The sequence below is a fragment of the Algihabitans sp. genome, from assembly GCF_965226985.1.
In the GTDB taxonomy this organism is placed as follows: domain Bacteria; phylum Pseudomonadota; class Alphaproteobacteria; order Kiloniellales; family DSM-21159; genus Algihabitans.
Genome location: NZ_OZ245712.1, coordinates 1,230,212 through 1,246,065 on the forward strand (window position 1 = coordinate 1,230,212; position 15,854 = coordinate 1,246,065).

Consider the following 15,854-nt stretch of genomic DNA (forward strand, 5'->3'; position numbering starts at 1 on the left):
GACCGCCGGACACGGGAAAGAGACACGTGCCGGTGTTTAGCGATCTCTTCCTGCATTCCCTCGTTCGCGGTTCGGGCCGCGTTCTGAGTGTCTTCGTGGCCGTAATCCTCTTCGCCCTTATGCTTCTGACCTGCGTCGATGTGGTGGGCCGCTACTTCTTCAACGCGCCGGTCCAGGGCGCCTCCGAACTGACCCAGTTCGGCATGGGGCTTGTGGTGTTCGGCGCCTTGCCGCTGGTCAGCGCCAGCGGATCTCACATCGTGGTTGGTCTGTTGGAGCTGCTGGCCGGCCGAACGGTTCAGCTGCTGCAGCGTCTGGTCATGACGGTGACATCGGTTGTCGCTTTGGCGGCGATGGGGTGGCGCCTCGCCCTGACCGGTCTCGATCTGGCCAGCTACGGCGACAGCTCCTCCTTCCTGCGGATCCCCTTGGCTCCAATGGCCTATTTCATGGCAGCCATGGCGTTCGTCGCGGCCCTGGCGGCCATTGCCCATTTCTTCGCCGGCGCGTCCCAGGAAGATGCGGAGGCAGCCGGATGACAGAGGCGGTCGTCGGCTTCTTGCTCGTCTTCCTGCTGCTGTTCTTCGGCACGCCGGTCGCCTTCGGCATGATCATCGTCGGGGTGCTCGGCTTCGCCTGGGTCGTCGGCTGGTTCCCCGGTTTGGCGATGCTCGGACAGATCGCCTACGAAACCAGTCTGAGCGCCAGTCTGTCCGTTCTTCCGCTCTTCATCCTGATGGGCAACTTCGTCTCGCGCGCCGGTCTCAGCCGAGAGCTGTACGACTGCGCCAACGCCTTTATCGGGCATCGGCGCGGCGGCTTGGCGATGGCGACCGTCCTGGCCTGCGGCGGCTTCGCCGCCGTCAGCGGATCCAGCATGGCGACCTCCGCGACCATGGCCCAGGTGTCCGTGCCGGAGATGCGCAAGCACGGCTATGCGGACAGCCTAGCCGCCGGTTCCATCGCGGCCGGCGGCACGCTGGGGATTCTGATCCCGCCCTCCGTGATCCTCGTGCTCTACGGCATCGTGACCGGCACGGATATCGGCAGTCTCTTCATTGCCGGCATCGTTCCGGGCGTGATCGGGCTGCTGCTCTATCTGGCCGCTGTTCGCACGGTCACCTGGTTCAACCCCGAGATGGGTCCGCCGGGCCCGCGTGTGGATTGGCCCCAACGCCTGCGCGCTCTGTCGCGCATCTGGGGCATCCTGGTGCTGTTCCTGCTCATCATGGGCGGCATGTATCTGGGTGTCTTCACCCCAACCGAGGCCGCCGGCATCGGCGCGGGCGGCGCCTTTCTGTTCGTCCTGGCCCGTCGCGCCATGACCTGGCGGCTCTTGCTGGACACGCTGATTCAGACGGCGCGCACCACCTCGATGATGTTCATTCTGCTGATCGGCGCCATCGTCTTTTCCAACTTCATCAACGTCGCCGGTCTGCCGCGCGAACTGTCCGCTTGGGTGCAGTCCTTCGAGGCCTCGCCGATGCTGGTCATGCTCTGCATCCTGGCGATCTATCTCGTGCTCGGCTGTCTGCTCGAAAGCCTGAGCATGATGCTGCTGACCGTGCCGATCTTCTTCCCGATCGTCCAGTCGCTCGGCTTCGATCCGATCTGGTTCGGGATCATCGTCGTGGTGGTGATCGAAATCAGCCTGATCACACCGCCGATCGGGCTCAACGTCTTCGTCATGAAGGTCGCGCTGCCGGACGTGCCGACGACGACGATCTTTCGCGGCGTCGGCGTTTTCATCCTGGCCGATATTCTGCGCCTGGTTCTTCTGCTGTTGGTGCCGGCGCTGGTTCTCTTCGCGCCGAACCTGATGGGGTAGGGGCGTGATGGAGGTGGAATAGGACAAGAAGGCGCAACAACCGTCCGATCAAACGTCGAGACAAACACAGGGGTAAGAACGATGTTCTCAGCGAAAAGCTTCATGGCGGCGGTCGGCCTAGCGGCCATCGCGGCGGCGGCACCCGCCTCAGCAGAGGAGACCGTGATCCGCTTCTCCAACTGGCTGCCGCCGACCTATCCGCTCACCACCGATGTCTTCGTGCCCTGGGCCGAGAAGCTGGAGGAGGAGACCGAGGGGCGCGTGAAGATCGAATTCGTGTCCGGCCTCGGAAGCCCCCAATCGCATTTCGACCTGGTGCGGAACGGCGTGGCGGACATGGCCTTCAGCGTGCATGCCTACAACGCTGACCGCTTCCCCTTGATCATGGGCGTGGAGCTGCCTTTCCTGGCGCCCGATTCCCGTTCGGCCTCGGTCGCTGCCTGGCGGACCTACGAGGCCTTCTTCGCCGACGCCAACGAGTATCGCGGCGTCGAGCTGATCAGCCTCTGGAACACCGGGCCGGCCAACATCTTCACCAACGAAACCGAGATTTCCTCGCTCGAAGATCTGAAGGGTCTCAAGGTCCGGGTCGCCGGCGGCATCGCGAAGGACGTGGCCGAGCGGCTGAACATGGTTCCGGTCTTCGCGCCGGCGACCGAGGCCTACGAGATGATCTCGCGCGGAGTTGCAGACGGTATCTTCTTCCCGACCGAATCCGCCTTCAATTTCCGGCTCGGCCCCGCTTTGGGCCACGGCTTGAAGGTGCCCAACGGTCTGTACTTCTCGAGCCAGTACCTCTTCATGAATCCCCGCACCTGGGACCGCCTGTCGGAAGAGGATCAAGTGATCCTGAGGCGCCTGGGCGGCGAGTACCTCGCGGCCTTCGCCGCCGAGATGTGGGACGAGCAGGATGTGCTGGGCGAGGCGGAGATGGGGGCGGGCGGCACTGCCTTCTCGGTCGCCGAAGGGGTGCTGATGGAGAGCCTTGCCGAGGAGTTGGCCGTCTTCGAACGGCAGTGGATCGAAATGGCGACGGAACGGGGCGTAGACGGGGAGGCGGCGCTGGCCTACTTCCGCGACCAGGTCGAAAGCCTGAACTGATCCCGCGGTGTGCCGAGGCAATCGAGAGTCGGCGCGGAGCGGACCGTGCCGACTCTCGGCCGGTGCCGGATTGTCTTCTCCGGGCGCGAAGCAATGAGTTAGCTTGCGCCACGATCAACTGACAGGGAACGGCCTGCGCCGGAGCGCTCATGGCTAAGTCGGGCTCCAACCCGAAGCGAGAGAGCAGATGGGAGTCCCCCACCATGGCGGAGATCGGCCTCGATCACTTCGCTCCCTATCTGATCAATCGCATATCGGCCCGCTGGAATGCCGGTATCCAGGAGGCCCTGCGGGGCACGGACCTGACGACTGTGCGCATGCGGACTCTGGCCGTGCTCTCGGCCCGGCCGGGTGCCACGATCAACGAGCTTTCGGTGTTGGCTGTGATCGAACAGTCGACCATGAGTCGTAATCTGGACTCCATGGAGGCCGCTGGTCTGATCCGCCGAGTCCCGCGAGCCGACGATCTGCGGGTTCGCGAGATCCATGTGACGCCCGCCGGCCGACGGGCGCTGGACGACTTCTGGCCGACGATGCACTCGGAATATCTGAAGCTGATCGACGGTTTCAGCGATCGGGAGCGCGATCAACTGATCACGTTGCTGAACAAGATGCTGCGGAATATCCGACAGCACCCGATCTGACACCCGACTTTCCCGCCGTTTCCTCCGGCTTTTGCATCGGTATTCTGTCGTATTGGGAGCGTCTCGGCGCGGCGGTGCGAATTGACAACTGTCACGCAATATTATATGCATTTGCAAGTAATGTCCTTGCAAAGGATGGGGAGGTTATGGCGGAACGCTCTTTTGCGAAGGAGGTGGAAAAGCTTCGCCTGACGGCAGGGGAGGAGTTCGCCGGCGAGGGTATTCTCGCGGTTACAAAGGCGCTGTTGCAGTCCGGCGTCGGCTACGTCGCCGGTTACCAGGGCGCGCCGATTTCCCACCTGATGGACGTGCTGGCCGACGCCAGAGACATTCTCGAAGAGCTGGGCATCCGTTTCGAGGCGAGCGCGAGCGAAGCCACGGCGGCGGCGACCCTGGCGGCTTCGGTCCACTATCCGATCCGCGGCGCGGTCACCTTCAAGGCGCCCGTCGGCACCAACGTGGCGTCCGACGCGCTGGCCAACCTGGCCTCCGGAGGCGTGACCGGCGGCGCTCTGGTGATCGTGGGGGAGGACTACGGCGAAGGCTCCTCCATCATGCAGGAGCGCAGCCATGCCTTCGCGATGAAGTCGCAGATCTGGCTGCTCGATCCGCGCCCGAACCTACCGTCCATCGTGGACTCCGTGGAACACGGCTTCGCCTTGTCGGAGGCCAGCAATACCCCCGTCATGTTGCAGATGCGTATCCGCGCTTGCCATGTGCATGGACGCTTCGTCGCCAAGGATAACAGACGCCCGCCGACCACCGTCGTCGATGCCTTGGAGGCGCCGCGCCGCGACACCGCCCGCATCGTTCTGCCACCGGCTTCCTTCGTGCATGAGCAGGAGAAGATCGACGTGCGCTGGCCGGCTGCCATCGACTACGTCAAGCAACATGGTCTCAATGAGGTCTTCGGTCCCGCCGAGGGGGCTGTCGGCCTGGTTCTCCAAGGCGGTCTTTACAACGGCGTGATCCGGGCCCTGCAGCGCCTCGGTCTGGCCGATGCCGCCGGCGAAAGCCGAATTCCTCTCTACGTCCTGAACGTCGCCTATCCGCTGATCGAGGAGGAGTTTCTCGCCTTCTGTTCGGGCAAGCGAGCGGTGCTGGTCGTGGAGGAGGGACAACCGAACTATATCGAGCAGGCCTTCGGTGCGATGCTGCATAAGCAGGCGTCCGGGACGAAGCTGGCCGGCAAGGACCCCTTCCCGATGGCGGGCGAGTACACGGGGCAGGTCATGCTGGACGGCCTGCGCGGGTTCCTGGCGGAGCAGGCGCCGGAGCTGCTGAGCGACCGGGATCGCTCGCCGAACCAAGTCGTCGCACCGCTGGACGACGCGACCCTGTCGGACAACGTGCCCGTACGTCCGGCCGGTTTCTGCATCGGCTGTCCCGAACGGCCGATCTTCGCGGCCATGAAGCTTGTCGAGAAGGACCTGGGTCCGCATCACGTGGCGGCCGACATCGGCTGCCATCTCTTCTCGATCCTGCCGCCTTTCAACATCGGCGCCACCACCATGGGCTACGGTCTGGGGCCGGCCTCCTCCGCCGCCTTCAACGGCGCAACCAAGAAGCGCTCGATCTCCGTGATCGGCGATGGCGGCTTCTGGCACAACGGCCTGTCCAGCGGCATCGGCAACGCCGTGTTCAACAAGAACGACGGCGTCATCATGATCGTCGACAACTACTACTCCGCTGCCACCGGCGGTCAGGACATTCTGTCGAGCCGGGCCGACAACCAGTCGCGCTCGACCCGGCACCCCATCGAGACGGCCGTGCGGGGCGTCGGCGTCAATTGGGTTCGTACCGTCGACCGTACCTACGATGTGAACAAGATGAAGTCGGTGCTGGCCGAGGCGCTGACGACCGATGAGCCGGGACCCAAGGTCATCGTGGCGTCGTCGGAGTGCATGCTCAATCGCCAACGCCGAGAGAAACCGCTGGTCGCGGCGGCGCTGACCGAAGGGCGGCGTGTCGTCAAGCAGCGGTTCGGCGTCGATGAGGATATCTGCACGGGCGATCATGCCTGCATCCGCCTGTCCGGCTGTCCGTCGCTGTCGGTCAAGCATCTGGACGATCCCTTGCGCGACGATCCGGTCGCCAGCATCGACAACTCCTGCGTCGGCTGCGGCAACTGTGGGGAGGTCGCCGACGCCGCCGTCCTCTGTCCATCCTTCTGGCGTGCCGACATCGTTCACAACCCCAGCCGTTGGGAACGCATCGCGGCCAGCCTGCGCGCGCGTGTCATCTCTTGGCTGCAGGAGCGGCGTGAACGCCGGCGCCTCAGTTTCGGCGCCGAAGTCGCGTGACGGCGAGCGGGTTGGGCGTCTCTGAGGCGAGCGAGGCCGCAACGTCCCAGGATGCAGGTTTGATCAAGCTGGCGATCCTGGCCATCGGTGGCCAAGGGGGCGGGGTGATCACGGATTGGATCGTGGCGACGGCCGAACGCAGCGGCTGGCTGGCACAGTCCACCAGCGTACCGGGCGTGGCACAGCGGACCGGTGCGACGATCTACTACGTCGAGATGGCGCCGGGCGGCGGGCCCACGCCGGTCATGGCCCTGGCCCCGGCGCCGGGCGATGTCGATATCGTCGTCGCCGCTGAGTTGATGGAGGCGGGGCGCGCGGTTCAACGCGGTTTCGTCACGCCGGAGACCACGACGCTGATCGCCTCCACCCATCGCGCTTACGGGATCCTCGAAAAGTCCGCGCCGGGGGACGGGATCGGCGATGCCGCGGCGGTGACCGAGATTCTCGAACGTTCGGCGAAGCGGCTGATCCTGGCCGATATGGAGACGCTGGCGCGAGACAATGGCAGCGTCATTTCCGCCAGCCTGTTCGGGGCTCTCGCAGCCGTCGGCGTGCTTCCTTTTTCGCGCGAGGCCTACGAGCAGACCATTCGTGAGAGCGGCAAGGGCGTGACCGCAAGTCTGGCTGCCTTCGCGGCCGGTTGGCAGGCGGTCCGTGCTCCGCAGTCCCCGCTGTCGACCCAATCGTTGTTGCCGAAGACAGCGGTACGTTCGGCGCCGCTCGGTTCGCCTCAGCTGTGTGCGGCTTACGACCGTCTCACCGAGCGGATCGAGACCGCCTTTCCCGAGCCGTCGCACGACATGCTCCTGGCCGGTCTGCAGAAGGTGGTTGACTTCCAGGACCTCGACTACGGTCGTCAGTATCTGGATCGTGTCGCCGAGCTTTCGGCGCTGGAGCCCGTCGATCGGGGCGCGGAGCTGACGACCGAGGCGGCGAAGTATGTCGCCAATGCCATGGCCTATGACGACGTGATCCGCGTCGCCGACCTGAAGACCCGTGGTAGCCGCTCGCTCCGCGTTCGTGAGGAAGCCGGTGTCGGCGATACTCAGGTTCTCAAGGTCACGGAGTACATGCATCCGCGCGCCGAGGAGGTTTGCGGTTTGCTGCCCAGGCGCCTGGGAGCGTTCCTGGAGGCGCGTCCGAAATGGATGGCCCGGCTCGACCGCCTGGTGAATCGCGGCCGGCGGGTGCGGACCGATACGCTGTTTTGGTTTTTCGTTCTCTATACGCTGGGTGGTCTGCGCCTTTGGCGCCGCCGCTTGTTGCGCCACGCGCATGAGACGCGACATATCGAAGATTGGCTCGACCGGGTGAAGACCACCGCACCTCGCAACTACGCTCTCGCCGTGGAGATCCTGCGCTGCCGTCGTCTGATCAAGGGCTACAGTGATACCCATGCGCGCGGCCTGTCGAAGTACGACAAGGTCCTCTCCAGCCTCCCGGCCTTGATGGATCGCAGTGACGGCGGCGACTGGCTGCGTCGTTTGCGCGACGTCGCCTTGAAGGACGAAGAGGGGCAGGATCTGGAGGGCGCGCTGAAGACCGTGGACTCGCTCTGACGATCCTCTCGGTCGCTTGAGGGGGAGTGTGACGCGGGCGAGCGCTTCGGACTGAGACGTTTTCGCCCGATGCTATAGGTTTGAAACGCTTCGCCGTCTGTGCGATTTTATCCAACTTGAAGACCGTCGTCGGATTGCTGCCTGTTGTCCGTCACCCGATGGAAGGTCGCCAAAGCCTGCGAGAGGCCGGCGCCTGCGCCCGTGCCGGGGTAGGGGTCAAGAACGGGGGAAGCCGGTGTCAGTCGGAACCGAGACACCCGTGTATCGCGGACTGACCCAGTCCGAGCTGGATGCGCAGTACGACCAGCGCACCGCCGTTCCCCATGTCCAGGACTACATGACGCGCTGGACGGCCTGGAGCGCCGATCTGCGGGCCGCTCGTCCGCCGGTGACACTGGCCTATGCCGACGATCCGGAAACGACGTTGCACCTCTTCAAGGGCGCGCAGGGCGGGCCGCTGCAGGTGCATCTGCATGGCGGGGCATGGCGCGCGCTGTCGAAGGAGGATGCCGGCTTCGTCGCCCAGGGTTTGAGATCGGCGGGGACGAGCGTTGCGGTCATCGACTTCGGACGGGCACCCCAGACGTGCCTCACGCAGATGGTCGATCAGGTACGCGAGGCGTTCCTCTGGCTGTCGAGAAACGCGACTTCGCTAGGGGTTCAGGCTGGAGGCATCGTCGTGTCCGGTCATTCCTCGGGCGCGCATCTGGCGAGTTGTCTGCTCGATGCGCGTTGGTGGGCGCGCGCGGGGATCACGCGGCAAAGCTTCGCCGGACTGGTGTTGGTGAGCGGCGCCTACGATTTGGAGCCGGTGCGGCTGAGCGCGCGTAACGGCTACCTCGGGCTGTCACGCGATCAGGCCTGGGATCTGACGGCGTCTCACCATCTGGCGGCGGATCTTCCGCCGATCCGGGTTTTCTGGGGCGACGGCGACCTGCCCGAGTTTCGCCGTCAGGGACAGGCCTTCGCGGCTCTGCTGGAGGCAGCCGGCGCGCCGATCCTGAGCGAGATCTGCGCCGGAAAGAATCACTTCGATATGTACGATGCCTTCGCCGATCCGACCTCGTCGGTCTGCCGAGCGGCACAGGCCATGGCAGCGGACGACGGCCGCCTTCGACAACGACAGGGAGAAGAGACTTGAAGTATATTTTAGCGCTCCTTCTGGCGCTCGCGTGCGCAGCCCCGGCGGCGGCTCAGGATCGGCCGCTGGCCATCGGAACCCTGCCTCAGGGCTCGCTCGGCTTCGCCATCGCGGCGGGCGTTGCTCAGGTCGCCAGCGCGAACAGCGACCTGACTCTGCGCGCAGTCGGTCAAGGCGGCTCGTCCGTCTTCATCCCGGCCCTGAACCGAGGCGATATCGACTTCGCGACCTCCAATGCTTTCGAGGCGGTCTTCGCAACTCAGGGCAGCGGTAACTTCGACGGCCAGCCCAATCCCAACCTGCGGGTCGCGGCCCTGCTGCAGCCCTTCGAGGTGGGGATCATGGTGGCGGCCGATAGCGACATCCGCAGTCTCGAAGACCTGAAGGGGCGCCCCTTCCCAGTCGGCTATGCGCGGCAGAGATTGGTCGGCGTGATGCAGCAGGCCGTCTTCGATGCCGCTGGTATCGATGTTGAGGAGCTTGACGGCGTCCCCGTGCCGAATTTCGTGGAGGGCGCGAAGCTTCTGGCACAGGGCAGCGTCGCGGGCGTGATGCTGGCGCCTGGATCGGGCGTGGTGCGCCAGACCAACGCGCAACGGCCGGTACGCTTCATCTCCGTAATTTCCGGCGAAGCCGCCGCCGCTCGGGTGGCTGCCGCCTTGCCCGGCAGCTATGTAGGCCGGGTCGAACCGGTCGAACGCTTGCCGGAGATCGCCGAAGCGGTGGATCTGATCGGCTACCAGTACGCGCTGCTGACCCATGCCGACGCGGACCCGGATACCGTCTATGCGGTCGTCAAGGCACTGGCTGCGAACAAGCCGGCCCTGATCGAAAGCCACGGATCGTTCCGTCGGTTCGATCCGGCGAAAATGGCGGTTCAGGTCGAGGGTTCGACCTTCCATCCCGGCGCGATCCGCTTCTATCGCGAGGCAGGGCTCTGGCCGGAGTAAGCCCCGACAGCGAGACGCGGATCGAACGGGTCGCGGCTGCCCTGTCCGGGGGGCTGGCTCTGGCGCTCGTTGCCCTCGCCATGGCCTGGGCCGCGGGCGTACCGCGCATGCTGCGTCTGGCCGTCTACACGGAACAGTTTCTTGCGCTCGCGCTGGCCCTGGCCGTCGCCCATACCTTTCTCGTCAGGCGCCGGAGCCGCCTGCCGGTACAGGCCGCCCGGCTTCTCGACGGGGCTCTGGCAGGCCTGTCTCTTTGCGGCGGGGTCTGGCTGGCTCTGACCTATCCCGATCTCTCTTTGGCGGCGGCGATCAATCCGGCCTCGGCCCGCCTCGTCGCACTCGCGATCCTGGTGACGCTGTTGCTCGCCCTGGTTAGGGTGGCTGGCTGGCCGCTGACCGCGATCGTTCTCGCCTTCGGTGCCTATGGGCTCTGGGGTGCTGACCTTCCCGGTCAGCTCCAGGCCCTTCCGGTTTCTCCGGATCGGCTGGCGGCTCAGCTCGCGCTGGACACGGGCGGCGTCCTCGGCACCCCGCTCGCCATTGCGGCGACTGTAGTGGTCGTCTTCGTCGCCTTCGGGCGTCTGCTGGATCACTTCGGTGGGGCCGCCTTTTTCACCGATCTGGCGACGGCCACGATGGGCGGTTTTCGCGGTGGTTCGGCGAAGATCGCGATCTTGGGCTCCTCGCTGTTCGGATCGATTTCCGGCAGTGCGGTGTCGAACGTTGCCACCACGGGCGTGGTCACCATTCCCCTGATGCGCCGCGCCGGCTTTCGTCGGGAGACGGCCGGCGGGATCGAGGCCGTCGCCTCGACCGGTGGACAATTGACCCCGCCGGTCATGGGGGCGGCGGCCTTCCTGATGGCCGAGTTCCTGGAAGTACCCTACGCCGATGTGGTCGTGGCCGCCCTGATACCGGCGCTGCTTTACTACATCGCCATCTTCATGCAAGCCGATCTGACGGCGGCGCGCGACGGCATCGTCGGGCTCGCCGCCGAGGAGCGCCCGCGCGTGGTTCCGACATTCAGAGCGGGCTGGTTGTTTCTGGTTCCCTTCGCGACGCTCATCTGGGCGCTCTTCGCAGGCAACTACCAGCCGGCGACCGCCGGGTTGTTCGCGACCCTGGCGTTGGTGCTGATTGCGCCGCTGATGCCGAGGGCGCGCGGTTTGTTGCGGCCGCGCGCTCTGCTTGCTGCGCTGGTTCAAGGTGGCGCCAGTCTGTCCGGCATCCTGGTGATTACCGGAGCAGCCGGCATCGTTATCGGAGTCCTGAACGAAACCGGCCTCAGCTTCGGCCTTACAGCCTATCTCGTCGGCTTCGCGCGTGACGAGGTTCTTTTTCTGCTGGCCTTGGCCGCCCTGGTCTCGATCGTGCTCGGCATGGGGATGCCCACGGTCGCCGTCTACGTGCTGCTGGCCGCCCTGGTCGCACCGGCCCTGATCGGTCTGGGGATCCATCCGACCTCGGCGCATATGTTCGTGCTCTACTTCGGCATGATGAGCATGATCACGCCCCCCGTCGCCATCGCGGCCTTCGCGGCCGCCAGTCTCAGCGGCGGCGGCCCGATGCGCACCGCCCTGGCCGCCATGAAGTTCGGCTGGCCCGCTTTCGTGCTCCCGTTCGCCTTCGCGATGAATCCCAGTTTGATCCTGGAGGGAAGCTGGCAGGGGATCGCTGTTTCGCTGTCCCTTGCGGTCTTCGGCATCCTGGCCGTGACCCTGGCGCTGGTCGGTCATCTTCGTGGGACACTTCCGCTCGTTTTGCGGATCGCGACTTTTCTCTTGGGCTTTGCCGCTCTGCTTTGGCCGCTAATGTCCTGACATCCCGTGATGAACACCTGGTGGCGAAGGAGACCGTCGAGCGGTCGCCGGAACCGCTCGACGGTCCGCCTCGGGTCAGGTGATGACCTGTACCTTCACGTTCTCACCGTTGCGGATGACGCGATGTAGGAAATGCCGGTTCACCTGGTCGCCCTGATCGTCGAAGTCGCAGTCCGATCCAGCGCCAATGAAGTCGATGTCCTCGCCGCTGCGCATGAGATCCAGCGCTTCGAGCGGGTCCATCGTCTTTACGCCGCCTGGATTGGCGAGACCCATGATCTCTTTGGTCCAGACTTTCCCATCGGTCGTGCCTGCTTTTTCGATCGCCAGTGCTGTCATCGACATCTGGTCGTAGGCGTTTCCGGCAAAGAGGAAGACCGTGTCGTCCGACTCTCCCATCTCCGAAAGGAAGCGCTTGTAGTTCTCGCTGTCGATCGGCGGTGCGGGTTGGAAGTGGTGAACCCCTTCCGCGATCTCGGCTCCGACGTTCTCCAGGAACTTGCCGTTCGCGTCTGCGGCAATCGACAGGGAGGTGATCGGGGTCGTGAAGCCGGCGCGGTAGTACTCCTTCACGATCGAGCTGAAGTCGGTGAGCAGGCCCGGGATGAAAACGCCGTCCGGCTCCATTCCGAAGACCTCCTCGACCTCCGCACGGTAGGACGGCTGGTCGGGGTTGTAGACTACCTCCTTCACGACCTCTCCGCCGTTGCGCTCGATCTCCGCGCGGAAGGGCGCGACCATCGAGATCACGAAGGGGTTCTGCTGCGCCAGCACGGCGACTTTGTTCTGGCCGTTCTGCTGCATGATCTTGGCGCCGGCCGGTCCCCACTGGGTGCTTTTGGCCTGGAACCGCCAGATGTGGCCGCCGTGGGGCTCCTGGGTCACGGCGTCGGCCGCGCAGGACACCATCATGACCTTGCCGGCATCGAGGATCAGTTGCTTGGAGGCCATGGCGATCGGGCTGCCCCAGTAGCCGATGATGGCCTCGACCCGGTTCACCTCCAGCAGCTTCTTGGTGGCGGCGACGCCAGCTGTTGGAATGCTCTCGGAGTCTTCGATGACCAGATCGATCTTACGACCGCCCAGCAGGCCGCCGGCTTCGTTGATCTGCTTGACGACGAGACGCGCGGCCTTCTCCATTTCCGGACCGTAGGCGCCGGTCGCACCGGTGAAGGGGATGACCATGCCGATGGGGATCGGCTCGTTGGCGGAAGCCGGGCGGACCCAGGGTGCCGCCACGGCGGCTCCGGCCAGGGCGCCCATGCCCTGAAGCGCGCGGCGTCGGGTGATGGAGGTTCGGACAGGTCGTTTGGTCTTGGACATCGTTGCAGTCTCCTCGTGAAACCCTGTTCGCTTTGAAGTCTTCTCTTTCGGGCCGCTCTCCGTCGGCTCCTAGTCGTCGCGGGGGCTGGTTCGCGGTGAAGGTCAGGCCGGTTCGGCCTCGGCCTCCATCTGGATCATCAGCGCGTCGTTGAAGCGGTTGAAGAAACCGCAAAGGGCGATACGCAGGGTCAGCTCGACGATCTGCGCTTCGGTGAAGTGCACCCGCAGCCGCTCGAACATGCGGTCTCGGATCCGCTGCGGCGTCTGTGTGACTTGGGTCGCGTATTCGATCACGACCCGGTCGGCCTCATCCAGTTCAGGATGGTCGTCGTAGTCCAGGATACGCGCGATGCCGGCTTGCGAAATGCCTTCGACCTCCAGAACGGGGGCGTGATGCGCGACGCAGTACTCACATTCGTTCAATTTCGAGACGACGACGATGGCCAGCTCGATGTAGCGCCAAGGCACGGATTTCTGGCGCTTCAGGTCCATTAGAAGCGCCGGGATGTGCTCGACGGCCGCCGGCACGTGCGCCATCACCTCGACCTGATTGCGGAAGGGGCCGTAGGAGCTGGCGTAGGCCTCGAAGATTTCAGCGGTTCGGGGCGGCAGCGCGGAAGACGGGACGGGACTGACTCGGGCCATTCGGGTCTCCAGGTTGTGTCGAAGTGGGATGCGGGGCGTCCGGCTCGTCGAGTAGGCGGCCGGCCTTCAGGCGCGGCTCCCGGCCGAAACCCTGCGGGTAGAAGATCAAGAAGAGAATGAGGCCCAGGCCGATCAGGATCAGGCGTACGGCGGCGAGTTGATCGGAATCCAGAACCTCGATGAAGTCCTTGAGGAACCGGCTGCCCTCCAGCAGGACCATGACGGTGCAGGCACCGAGAAGGATGCCGCGATTGCTGCCGCGGCCTCCGGCTATCACTGCCATGAAGGCGTAGGCGGAAACGATCGGAGTGAACTGGCTGGGGTCGATGTAGCTGAAGAAGAAGGCATGCAGGGCGCCGGCGATTGCGGTGACGCCGCTGCCGATGGCGAAGGCGATCATGCGGGTACGCACCACGTTCTTGCCCAGTGTCGCCGCAACAACGCTGTCCTCGCGCACCGAGCGGACCAGGCGTCCGAAGGGCGAGCGCGTCAGGCGTTCGAGGCCGAGGAAGACGCCGAGCAGGACCAGCAGGCAGAGCCCGAGAAAATAGACCTCGTAAGACCCGGCGGGAACCAGATCGAAGAAGGGGCGGGGAATACCGGGCAGGCCCAGGGCGCCGCCGGTCAGCCAGGCCTCGTTCAGCGAGACCAGGCGAACGATCTCGCCGAATCCCAAGGTCACGATGGCGAGGTATTCTTCGGACAGACGGAGCGACAGCAGCGCGACTAAGGCTCCCGCAGCGGCGCAGATCGCGATCGCGCCGAAGGTCGCTGCCACTGGCCCGGCCCCGGCCATGGCAAGCAGCGCGGCGGTGTAGGCGCCCAGAGCGAAGAAACCCACGATCCCGAAGTTGACCATACCGCAGAGGCCCCATTGGAGATTGAGGGCGAGCGCGAGGATCGCGGCGATACTGACCAGGGTGAGGATGGTGACGAGATAGGCGATCATCGTGCGATCCTTGCCTGGCCCAATAGGCCTTGCGGGCGGAAGAGGAGCAGCAACGCGATAGCGACGAAGCTGACGGCTTGTCGGTACTGGGGCTCGATGACGAGGATGGAGAGTTCCTGGACGAGCCCGACCGCGAGCGCCCCCAGGACCGCGCCCACCGGGCTGCCCAAGCCGCCGAGAATCGCCGCCGCGAAGATCGTGATGATGTAGCTCCAGCCCATCATCGGATCGATCGCCCGGTCCATGCCGATCAGCACGCCGGCGATAACGGTCAGAGCGGCGGCCAGGATCCAGGTCCACATGATCGTGCGGTCGCGGTCGATACCGCGCGCCGCCGCCAGCGACGGGTTGTCGGCCACGGCGCGCATGGCGCGCCCGAGCGGGCTGTGGCGCAGCAGCAGATAGACCGCCGCCATGGCCAGCAAGGTCACGATGGCGGTGGTGATCTGCTCCGGATTGATCCGCAAGCCGGCGATCCGATAGGGCCGTTCGATCGGGATGTCGAAATTGCGGGCCAGGTTTCCGAAGAACAGACGGCAGACGTTCTCGAGGATGAAGGACAGTCCCATCGAGGCGACCAGCAGGGTGATCGGCCCACGGTCGCGCAAGGGCCGGAAGACCAGCTTGTCGCTTGCGACCATGATTGCCGCGAAGGCGAAAACGGCCGCGGTGGCCGCAGCCAGCAGCGGCAGGCCGGCGAGCGAGTTGAAGGCCCAGGCCAGGTAGGCGCCAGCTGTCAGCATGCCGCCGATCGCGAAATTGGGAAACTTGAGGATCGAGAAGATCAGGGTGAGCGCGACCGCCGGCAGCGCCACGATCATCCCGGTGATCAGGCCGTTGATCGCGAGCTGTGCGATCATGCCGCGCGGCCCAGGTAGAGTTGGTGCAGATCGTGGTCGGCAAGCAGAGAGTCGGCGGTTGTGATAAGCCGTACCTCGCCGGCGACCAGCACCAGGGCGGTATCGGAGAAGGGCAGGGACGCTGCGACGTTCTGCTCGATCATGAAGATGGTGACGCCTGAGTCCCGCACCGTCTGCACGGCGGCGAAGATCTGTTCGACGAATTTGGGTGACAGTCCTGCGGAGGGTTCGTCCAGCAACAGAAGCTCGGGATTCGCCATGAGCGCGCAGGCGAAGGCGAGCATCTGACGTTGCCCGCCGCTGAGATTTCCCGCCTGTAGCTGCAGCCGCTCGGCCACGTCCGGAAACATCTCCAGCACCTTCTCGCGTTGCGTCGTGGTTGCCACGCGGTCGGCCTGCAGGAATTCGGTCGCGAGTTTGAGATTCTCGCCGACCGTCATGTTACGAAAGACGTTGTGTTCTTGCGGAACGTAGGCGAGGCCGGAGTTCACCCTCTGGTTCGCGAGGAGTGCGGTGATGTCGTCGCCGAGCAGATGTATGGTGCCCTCTCGCGCCGGCACCAGACCTGCGATGGATTTGATCAGCGTCGACTTGCCCGATCCGTTCGGTCCGACGACGGTGAAGATCGCGCCCGGCGGAACGTCGAAGCTCACGCCCTTCAGGATGTCGCCAGCGCCGTAGCCGACCCGCAGGTCGCGGACGGCGAGCGGCATGACGAGATCTGGGGCGGC

14 protein-coding genes are annotated in these 15,854 nt (G+C 65.0%); 9 read left to right on the forward strand and 5 right to left on the reverse strand.

Translation table 11 applies throughout. From position 1 onward, the window contains the following. Positions 1-32: 32 nt before the first annotated feature. The 9 genes from ACO054_RS05545 (at position 33) to ACO054_RS05585 (ending at position 11,346) form a co-directional block, all read left to right on the forward strand. Entirely contained in the window at positions 33-539 is a 507-nt protein-coding gene (locus ACO054_RS05545; protein WP_421709447.1) for a TRAP transporter small permease, read from the forward strand. Next, positions 536-1,828, forward strand: coding sequence for a TRAP transporter large permease (locus ACO054_RS05550; protein ID WP_421709448.1), 1,293 nt, complete (start codon positions 536-538; stop codon positions 1,826-1,828). The genes ACO054_RS05545 and ACO054_RS05550 overlap by 4 nt, the downstream gene beginning before the upstream one ends. Positions 1,829-1,909: 81 nt before the next feature. After that, complete coding sequence (locus ACO054_RS05555; protein WP_421709449.1) at positions 1,910-2,929, forward strand: TRAP transporter substrate-binding protein; 1,020 nt, start codon at positions 1,910-1,912, stop codon at positions 2,927-2,929. Between the two features lie 203 nt (positions 2,930-3,132). Further along, positions 3,133-3,573, forward strand: coding sequence for a MarR family winged helix-turn-helix transcriptional regulator (locus tag ACO054_RS05560; RefSeq protein WP_421709450.1), 441 nt, complete (start codon positions 3,133-3,135; stop codon positions 3,571-3,573). A gap of 146 nt (positions 3,574-3,719) precedes the next feature. Beyond that, positions 3,720-5,876 carry a thiamine pyrophosphate-dependent enzyme gene (locus ACO054_RS05565; RefSeq protein ID WP_421709451.1) on the forward strand — a complete coding sequence of 719 codons (2,157 nt, stop codon included), beginning with the start codon at positions 3,720-3,722 and terminating at the stop codon, positions 5,874-5,876. Next, positions 5,873-7,435, forward strand: coding sequence for an indolepyruvate oxidoreductase subunit beta family protein (locus ACO054_RS05570; RefSeq protein WP_421709452.1), 1,563 nt, complete (start codon positions 5,873-5,875; stop codon positions 7,433-7,435). Before ACO054_RS05565 ends, ACO054_RS05570 begins: the two co-directional genes overlap by 4 nt. Before the next feature lie 235 nt (positions 7,436-7,670). Beyond that, entirely contained in the window at positions 7,671-8,576 is a 906-nt protein-coding gene (locus ACO054_RS05575; protein ID WP_421709453.1) for an alpha/beta hydrolase, read from the forward strand. Then, positions 8,573-9,526: a TAXI family TRAP transporter solute-binding subunit gene (locus tag ACO054_RS05580; RefSeq protein ID WP_421709454.1), complete on the forward strand. Its 954-nt coding sequence runs from the start codon at positions 8,573-8,575 to the stop codon at positions 9,524-9,526. Before ACO054_RS05575 ends, ACO054_RS05580 begins: the two co-directional genes overlap by 4 nt. An 80-nt stretch (positions 9,527-9,606) precedes the next feature. Continuing rightward, positions 9,607-11,346, forward strand: coding sequence for a TRAP transporter permease (locus ACO054_RS05585; protein WP_421709455.1), 1,740 nt, complete (start codon positions 9,607-9,609; stop codon positions 11,344-11,346). Between the two features lie 75 nt (positions 11,347-11,421). Here the strand turns inward: ACO054_RS05585 and ACO054_RS05590 are convergent, their stop codons facing one another. The 5 genes from ACO054_RS05590 to ACO054_RS05610 all read right to left on the reverse strand — a co-directional run bounded on the left by ACO054_RS05590 (position 11,422) and on the right by ACO054_RS05610 (position 15,836). Then, positions 11,422-12,669, reverse strand: coding sequence for an ABC transporter substrate-binding protein (locus ACO054_RS05590; RefSeq protein WP_421709456.1), 1,248 nt, complete (start codon positions 12,667-12,669; stop codon positions 11,422-11,424). A 102-nt stretch (positions 12,670-12,771) separates the two neighbouring features. After that, complete coding sequence (locus ACO054_RS05595) at positions 12,772-13,314, reverse strand: carboxymuconolactone decarboxylase family protein (protein WP_421709457.1); 543 nt, start codon at positions 13,312-13,314, stop codon at positions 12,772-12,774. Beyond that, a complete protein-coding gene (locus tag ACO054_RS05600; protein WP_421709458.1) occupies positions 13,262-14,263 on the reverse strand; it encodes a branched-chain amino acid ABC transporter permease in 1,002 nt (333 codons plus the stop codon). Before ACO054_RS05600 ends, ACO054_RS05595 begins: the two co-directional genes overlap by 53 nt. After that, a complete protein-coding gene (locus ACO054_RS05605; RefSeq protein WP_421709459.1) occupies positions 14,260-15,123 on the reverse strand; it encodes a branched-chain amino acid ABC transporter permease in 864 nt (287 codons plus the stop codon). Before ACO054_RS05605 ends, ACO054_RS05600 begins: the two co-directional genes overlap by 4 nt. Beyond that, on the reverse strand, positions 15,120-15,836 hold the full coding sequence (locus tag ACO054_RS05610) for an ABC transporter ATP-binding protein (RefSeq protein ID WP_421709460.1): 717 nt from the start codon (positions 15,834-15,836) through the stop codon (positions 15,120-15,122). The genes ACO054_RS05605 and ACO054_RS05610 overlap by 4 nt, the downstream gene beginning before the upstream one ends. Between the last annotated feature and the right edge of the window lie 18 nt (positions 15,837-15,854).